We start from the raw sequence: 6645 nt of genomic DNA, 5'->3' as shown, positions 1-6645 counted from the left end.
GTGGCGGCGGGGCCGGCCGGCCCCGCCCCCACCGTGCAGCGCCGCTTCCGCAACCCGGAGCCGCCGGCCGCCGTCGAGGCGTCGGTGGAACCGCCCGTGCCGCCGCCCGGTGCGGGGCCGCTATCGGTGGCGCGACCGGAGCGGCGGACCACCCCCAAGCAGGACCGGTTGGACATCGACGGATTGTCGGACCGGGAGCTCGACCAACTCGCCCGCAGGCTCATCAGCCGGGTCACCCGGCTGGTGCGCACCGAACTCCGCATGGACCGCGAGCGGATCGGCCGCCTGCGCGACAGCGGCAGCTGATCCGCGTCCCACCCGACCGACCACGCGGTCCGGACCGACCGCCCGAGGCTCAGAGAGGCCAGCAACGATGAGTGAGCAGCTCGACCCCGGCACCACAGTCTTCTTCAGCCTCAGCATCGACGGGGAGAGCCTCGGCTACTTCAACGAGTGCGAGGGACTGTCGGCGCAGGTGGAGACCGAGCAGCGGCAGGAGGGCGGCAACAACGGCTTCGTCTGGCGGCTGCCCACCCGTGTCACCTACTCGACCATCCGACTCACCCGGCCGCTCACCCCCGAGACCGCGCAGGTGGCCAAGTGGATCTCGTCGGTGACCACCGGCGTCACCCGGCCCACCGCGCAGATCCAGGCGCTGCGGGCCGACGGCTCCGAGGTCGTCTCCTGGGGGCTCATCGACGTGCTCCCCGTCAGCTGGCAGGGGCCCACGCTCAACAGCTCCAGCCCCGCCGTCGCCAACGAGGTGCTGGAGATCGCGCACCACGGATTCACCGACTGACCCGCAGCCCCACGAAAGGACCGGACCCGCGATGGTTTTCGGAAGCGGTGGCGCGGGCGACAGCCTGGTCCGCGCCACACTCGCCGTGCACGAGCCGCCCCTGGGCGACGGCACGACCCCCGGCGGTCTGATGACCACCTTCTCCTTCGACTTCAACCCCGCCCAGCTCTCCCTCGGCCGCCGCACCAGCTGGCAGGCGACCCCCAAGGCCCTCGTCAAGGACGGGCCGCTGCCGGAGTTCCTCGGCCCCGAGCCGCGCGAGATGACCGTGGAGATCTTCCTGGACTCCTCGCACGAGCCGGGCGGTGACACCGTGCTCCGCAAGGTGGAGGACCTCCTGGCCTGCTGCTCGGTCACGCCGAACAGTTACGCCGCCAAGCAGCCCTCGCCGCCCTGGGTGGTCTTCCAGTGGGGTTCGTTCTCCACGGCACGGTTCGTCGCCTACGTCGCCTCGGTGGACGCCACCTACTCCCTCTTCGGTACCAGCGGGGTGCCGATCCGGGCCACCTGCCAGGTGCAGCTGAAGGAGATCCCCAGCGAGACGGGGCGGCAGAACCCGACCTCCGGGGCCCTCACCGCGCGTCGGGTGCACCGTGCCGTCGCGGGCGACACCCTGCAGTCGCTCGCCTGGCGCGAGTACGGCGATGCCACCGCCTGGCGGGCGATAGCCGAGGCCAACGGCATCGACGACCCCTCGCGCCTGTGGCCCGGCACCGAGCTGATGCTTCCCGCCGCCGAGGAGGTGCGCTAGCACATGAGCACCAAGATCGCGCATTCCAGCGTCGTCCAGGTGAAGATCGACGGCACCGCGCTGACGGCCAACAACGCGCTGAAGATGGTCGACGGTTGGGTCGACCAGGGGATCGGTGTGCCGGCCGCGTTCCGGCTGACCTTCCGCGACCCGCAGCGGACGCTGGTGGGCAAGCTCGGCGTCACGTTCGGCAGCGAGGTCGAGATCGCCCTGGTCGCCAACGGCCGCGGTGCCTCGGACGTCCTGTTGACCGGCGAGGTCACCGGGTTGGAGGCCGACTTCGACGGCACCGGCTCGTTCACCGTGATCCGGGGCTACGACGCCGGGTTCCGCCTCATGCGGAGCCGCCGCGTGGCCGCGTACCGGGAGCTGTCCACCTCGGACATCGTGCGTAGGCTCGCCGGGCTCAACGGGGTGGACGTCGGCCGGATCGCGTTCGGCCAGGGGGGAGAGAAGCGGTACGACTTCATCGCGCAGAGCGGCGTCACCGACTGGGACTTCATCGCTCGTCTCGCCGACGAGAACAGCGTCGCGGTCTCCATCGACGCCAAGGGCGGACTCCAGTTCGCCGCGCCCGACCCCGTCGGGGAGGCGCTGGTCCTGGAGCGGGGCAAGAGCGTGCTGCGGCTGCGGGCCTCGGCGACCGCCGGTGACCAGGTGTCCACCGCCGGGGCGCGCGGTTGGGACGTCCGCACCAAGAAGCCGATCATCTCCGAGCGGCCCGCGGACTCCTACCGCGGTGTCAGTATCGGGAAGACACCGGCCGACGCGGTGGGGCCGTTCTCGCGGTCCGAACTGGTGCAGACCCGGGTGCCCTACGACACCGAGCAGGAGGTCGACCACGCCGCCGCCTCACTCGCCGCCGACGTGACCTCCTCCTTCGCGGAGCTGGAGGTGGCACTGCGCGGCGACCCCCGGGTGCGCCCCGGTGTCCCGGTGCAGCTGAAGTACGTCGGCGAGCCCTTCGAGGGGACCTACACCGTCACCTCGGTCCGGCACGTGTGCGGCGAGGCCGGCTCCCACTACGAGGCGTGGGCCAACGTCAGCGGACGCCAGTGGCGGTCGCTGTACGGCCTCACCTCCGGTGGCGGCGAGGCCGGTGGTCAGCGGCTGCCCGGCGTCGTCAACGCACTGGTGACCAACGTCAGCGACCCGCTGAAGCAGGGCCGGGTCAAGCTCACGTTCCCGTGGCTGGACGACGACTACGAGAGCGACTGGGCCCGCGTGGCGCAGTGGGGCGGCAAGAGCGGCGGCAGCATCTTTCCGCTCGACGTCAACGACGAGGTCCTGGTCGCCTTCGACCGGGGCGCCCTCGACCATCCCTACGTCCTCGGCGGCCTGTACAACGGGCGCGACGAGCCGGGCAAGGCGCCGGAGAACGTGCCGCTCCACGACGGCGCCCGCAACCAGGCGACGCGCCACACCCTCGCCGACCGCACGGGCAACCGGGTGGACTTCCGCAGCCGGAGCAGCGGCCAGCAGGGCGTCCGCATCGCCACCGGCGACGACAAGCTGGTGATCGACCTCGACCGCGCCAAGACCCGGATCGAGGTGACGAGCACGGGAGCCGTCACCATCGAGGGCGGTACCTCCGTCTCGGTGCAGGCCAAGACCAACCTCTCGCTCAAAGCCGGCGGCAACCTCGACATCGACGCGGGCGGGATGCTCACGATCGGCGCGCTCGGGAAGCTCACAGTCCGGGGCACGAAGGTCAGCCTCGCCGCCGCCACCGCGCTCTCGATCACCTCCGCCGCTGTCGGCATCAGGGCGCCGGCCCTCGGGCTCAACGGCTTCGCGCCGCTGCCCGGCCCCAAGCACCCGCCCACCTTCGACCTGGCGATGATGATCTGATGGCAGAACAGTTCGTAGGGTCCGGATGGGCCTTCCCGATGCGTCTCTCCCCGACCGGGGGCATCGCCCTCGTCAGCGGGGAGCGCGAGATCGAGGAGGCGATCCAACTCGTGCTCGCCACCGCGCCGGGCGAGCGCCCCATGCGGCCGGAGTTCGGATGCGCCATCCACGACCTCGTCTTCGCCCCGGTCAACGAGCAGACGGCGGGCAGAATCCAGCACGAGGTGTATCTGAGCCTCGACCGCTGGGAGCCCCGCATCAAGGTGCAGGAGGTGACCGTGACCGCCGGTGAGGGCGCCAACGTCCTCCACATCGACGTGCGGTACTCGATCCGCGGGACCAACAACCCGCGCAGCCTCGTCTTCCCCTTCTACGTCATCCCCTCCCACGACGAGCCGCCCACCGGCCCGGCCTCCGAAAGCGACCGCTGATGGCCCTGCCCTCTCCCAATCTCGACGACCGACGCTTCCAGCAGTTCGTCGACGACGCCAAGCGCTACATCCAGCAGCGCGCGCCGGAGTGGACCGACCACAACGTCTCCGACCCCGGTGTCACCCTCGTCGAGACGGTCGCGCACATGGCCGACCAGATCGTCTACCGGTTGAACCGGGTGCCGGAGAAGAACCGGCGCGCCTTCCTCGACCTCGTCGGCATCACGCTCTTCCCGCCGGCCGCCGCACGCACCGGGGTCACCTTCTGGCTGTCGGCGCCGCAGGAGGACCCGGTGGAGATCGAGGTCGGCACCGAGGTGGCGACCGCCCGCGTCAGCGGCGACGACGCCGTCGTCTTCGCCGTCGAGGACGCGCTGTCGATGGTGCCGACCTCCCTCGCGCACCTGGTGACGCAGCACGAGGGCGCCTCACCCACCGACCGCACCACCGACCTCGCGGAGGGGGAGGACGTGCAGTGCTTCGCCGAGTCGCCCGCGCCGGGCGACTGCATGCTGTTCGGTCTGGACGTCGCCGCGCCCCGCTGCGCCGTCGTCGTGGAACTCGACAGCCGGGTGGACGGTGTCGGTGTCGACCCGCGCCAGCCGCCGCTGGTCTGGGAGGCGTGGAGCGACCAGGGCTGGCAGGAGTGCGAGGTCGAGCGCGACGGGACCGGCGGTCTCAACCGGCCCGGCGAAGTGGTGCTGCACGTGCCCGCCGGCCATGTCGCCTCGCGGACCGGTGGACGGCAGGCAGCGTGGCTGCGGTGCCGCGTCGTCGAACCGGCCGCGGGCCAGCCCTTCTACGCCCTGTCGCCCACGGTGCGCTCCGCCGCCGTCTTCACCATCGGCGGCACCACCACCGCGGTGCACGCCGACACCCGGCACGACGAGGCGTTGGGCGAGGGCACCGGGCTGCCCGGCCACCGGCTGCGGCTCCCGCACGCGCCGGTCGTCGGCGACGACCCGCCGCTGCTGCTGCAGACCGCCGAGGACGACCGGTGGGTGGACTGGGAGGTGGTGCCGCACTTCGCCGTCTCCGGCCCGCAGGACCGCCACGTCACGCTCGACGCCACCACCGGGGAGATCGCCTTCGGCCCCGCCGTGCGGGAACCCGACGGCACCATGCGGCAGTACGGGCGGGTCGCCCCGCAGGGCGCCCCGATCCGTGCCCGCACCTACCGCATCGGCGGCGGGCGCGCCGGCAACGTCGCGCGCGGGGCCGTCCGGGTGCTGCGCACCTCCGTCCCCTACGTCGCCGAGGTGGTCAACCGCGAGTCGGCGCGTGGCGGGGTCGACGGCGAGACGGTCGAGGAGGCCACCGTCCGCGCGCCCGTCACGCTGCGGGCCCAGGAGCGCGCCGTGACCCTGCGCGACTACGAGGAGCTGGCGCGGCGCGCGGCACCGGAGGCCGCCCGCATCACCTGCCTGGAGGGCGAGGAGGGCGAGCACGGGGCGTACGCCGTGCGGGTCCTGGTGGTGCCGCAGGCCGTCCCCGACCCCGGCGGCAGGCTCCGGTTCGAGCAGCTCGTCCCCGGCGACGCCCTTCTGAAGCGGGTGACGCGCCACCTCGACGAGCGCCGGCTGATCGGCACCCGGTTGGCCGTCGGACCGCCCTTCTACCAGGGCATCACCGTCGTCGCGACGCTCCACGCGTTCCGGGGCCAGGAGACCGACCGGGTCCGCCGCGAGTCGCTCGACGCCCTCTACCGGCACCTCGACCCGCTCGTCGGCGGGTCGGAGCGGACCGGCTGGCGGTTCGGGAGGCCGGTGCAGGCGGGGGAGGTCTTCTCCGTGCTGCAACGCGTGCCCGGCGTGGAACTCGTGGACGAGGTCGTCCTCCACGCGGCGGACCCCCTCACCGGCAAGCGCGGCGAGGGCACCGACCGGCTGGACCTGCAGCCGTCCGCGCTCGTCTTCTCGTTCGACCACCGGGTGCGTGTCATCGGGGACGGCTCGTGAGCGCCCTGGGCACGCACGCCGGCCGCACCGCGACGGGAGCGGAGCGATGAGGGGCTCGGTGGACGGCCTCGCCTCCTCGGCGCCCATCGGCCTGATGCTTCCCGCGGTCTTCGCCGACGACGACCTGGCACACCGCTTCGTGGACGGGCTCGACGAGGTGCTCGCCCCCATCCTCAACGTCCTGGACTGCCTGGAGGCGTACTTCGACCCGGACCTGGCGCCGCTGGACTTCACCCGCTGGCTCGCCGGCTGGGTCGGGGCGGAGACCGACGGGACCGAGCCGGAGGACCGGCTGCGGGTCGCCGTGTCGGAGGCCGCGCGCCTCCACCGCATCCGCGGCACCCGGCAGGGCCTGCGCCAGGCGGTGCTGCTGGCGTTCGGCGTCGAACCGGAGATCACCGAGAGCGGGGGCGCACAGTGGAGTGCGGGCCCGCTGGGGCAGTTCCCGGGCGAACCCCGCCCGGCGCTGCACGTCCGGCTGGAGCTGCCGAATCCCACCCCGGGCGACGAGCACCGGCTGGCCGCGCTGGTCGCGGCCGCCCGTCCCGCCCACATGCCGTACACGGTGCAGGTGACACCCCGCGGAAGGACCCGACGATGAGCCCCTTGACCTGTTCCGAGTGCGGCACCCCGGCGGAGCCCGGGCAGGCGTTCTGCGACACCTGCCGGGCGGTCCTCAGCTGGGGACCCGCGAGCGGCGACCGACCCGCGCGGGCCACGACGCCCACGACACGGCCGTCCCAGGTCGTGCCGGTGGACCCCCGCCGGCTCCCCGGCACCGGGAGCGCGCCCGCCACCGCCCGCAAGGCAGCCCCGGCCGGCGGCCGGGGCGTCGACCCCCGCGTACCCCACACC

The 6645-nt window shown here is 73.0% G+C and carries 6 protein-coding genes and 2 pseudogenes; all 8 read left to right on the top strand.

From position 1 onward, the window contains the following. Window positions 1-306: pseudogene (locus tag HCN52_RS20300) on the top strand (extensin); the annotation flags it as partial. A 67-nt stretch (window positions 307-373) separates the two neighbouring features. Beyond that, window positions 374-799 (top strand): phage tail protein, encoded by a 426-nt coding sequence (locus HCN52_RS20295; RefSeq protein ID WP_168089896.1) that lies wholly within the window; start codon window positions 374-376, stop codon window positions 797-799. A gap of 31 nt (window positions 800-830) precedes the next feature. Continuing rightward, complete coding sequence (locus HCN52_RS20290) at window positions 831-1550, top strand: CIS tube protein (protein ID WP_168089895.1); 720 nt, start codon at window positions 831-833, stop codon at window positions 1548-1550. A gap of 3 nt (window positions 1551-1553) precedes the next feature. Next, entirely contained in the window at window positions 1554-3401 is a 1848-nt protein-coding gene (locus HCN52_RS20285; RefSeq protein ID WP_168089894.1) for a VgrG-related protein, read from the top strand. Beyond that, window positions 3401-3832, top strand: a complete 432-nt coding sequence (locus HCN52_RS20280) for a gp25 family contractile injection system sheath assembly initiator (protein ID WP_168089893.1) — start codon at window positions 3401-3403, stop codon at window positions 3830-3832. The genes HCN52_RS20285 and HCN52_RS20280 overlap by 1 nt, the downstream gene beginning before the upstream one ends. Beyond that, window positions 3832-5790, top strand: a complete 1959-nt coding sequence (locus tag HCN52_RS20275; protein ID WP_168089892.1) for a putative baseplate assembly protein — start codon at window positions 3832-3834, stop codon at window positions 5788-5790. Before HCN52_RS20280 ends, HCN52_RS20275 begins: the two co-directional genes overlap by 1 nt. A 46-nt stretch (window positions 5791-5836) precedes the next feature. Further along, a complete protein-coding gene (locus tag HCN52_RS20270) occupies window positions 5837-6391 on the top strand; it encodes a phage tail protein (RefSeq protein ID WP_168089891.1) in 555 nt (184 codons plus the stop codon). Continuing rightward, window positions 6388-6645, top strand: a pseudogene (locus HCN52_RS24910) (zinc ribbon domain-containing protein); the annotation flags it as partial. The gene HCN52_RS20270 and the pseudogene HCN52_RS24910, both read left to right, overlap by 4 nt.

Origin of the sequence: Streptomyces bohaiensis, from assembly GCF_012033785.1 — a bacterium.
GTDB lineage: Bacteria > Actinomycetota > Actinomycetes > Streptomycetales > Streptomycetaceae > Streptomyces > Streptomyces bohaiensis.
The sequence above is the reverse complement of the archived record's forward strand: the minus strand, read 5'-3'. Positions and strand labels throughout refer to the sequence as shown.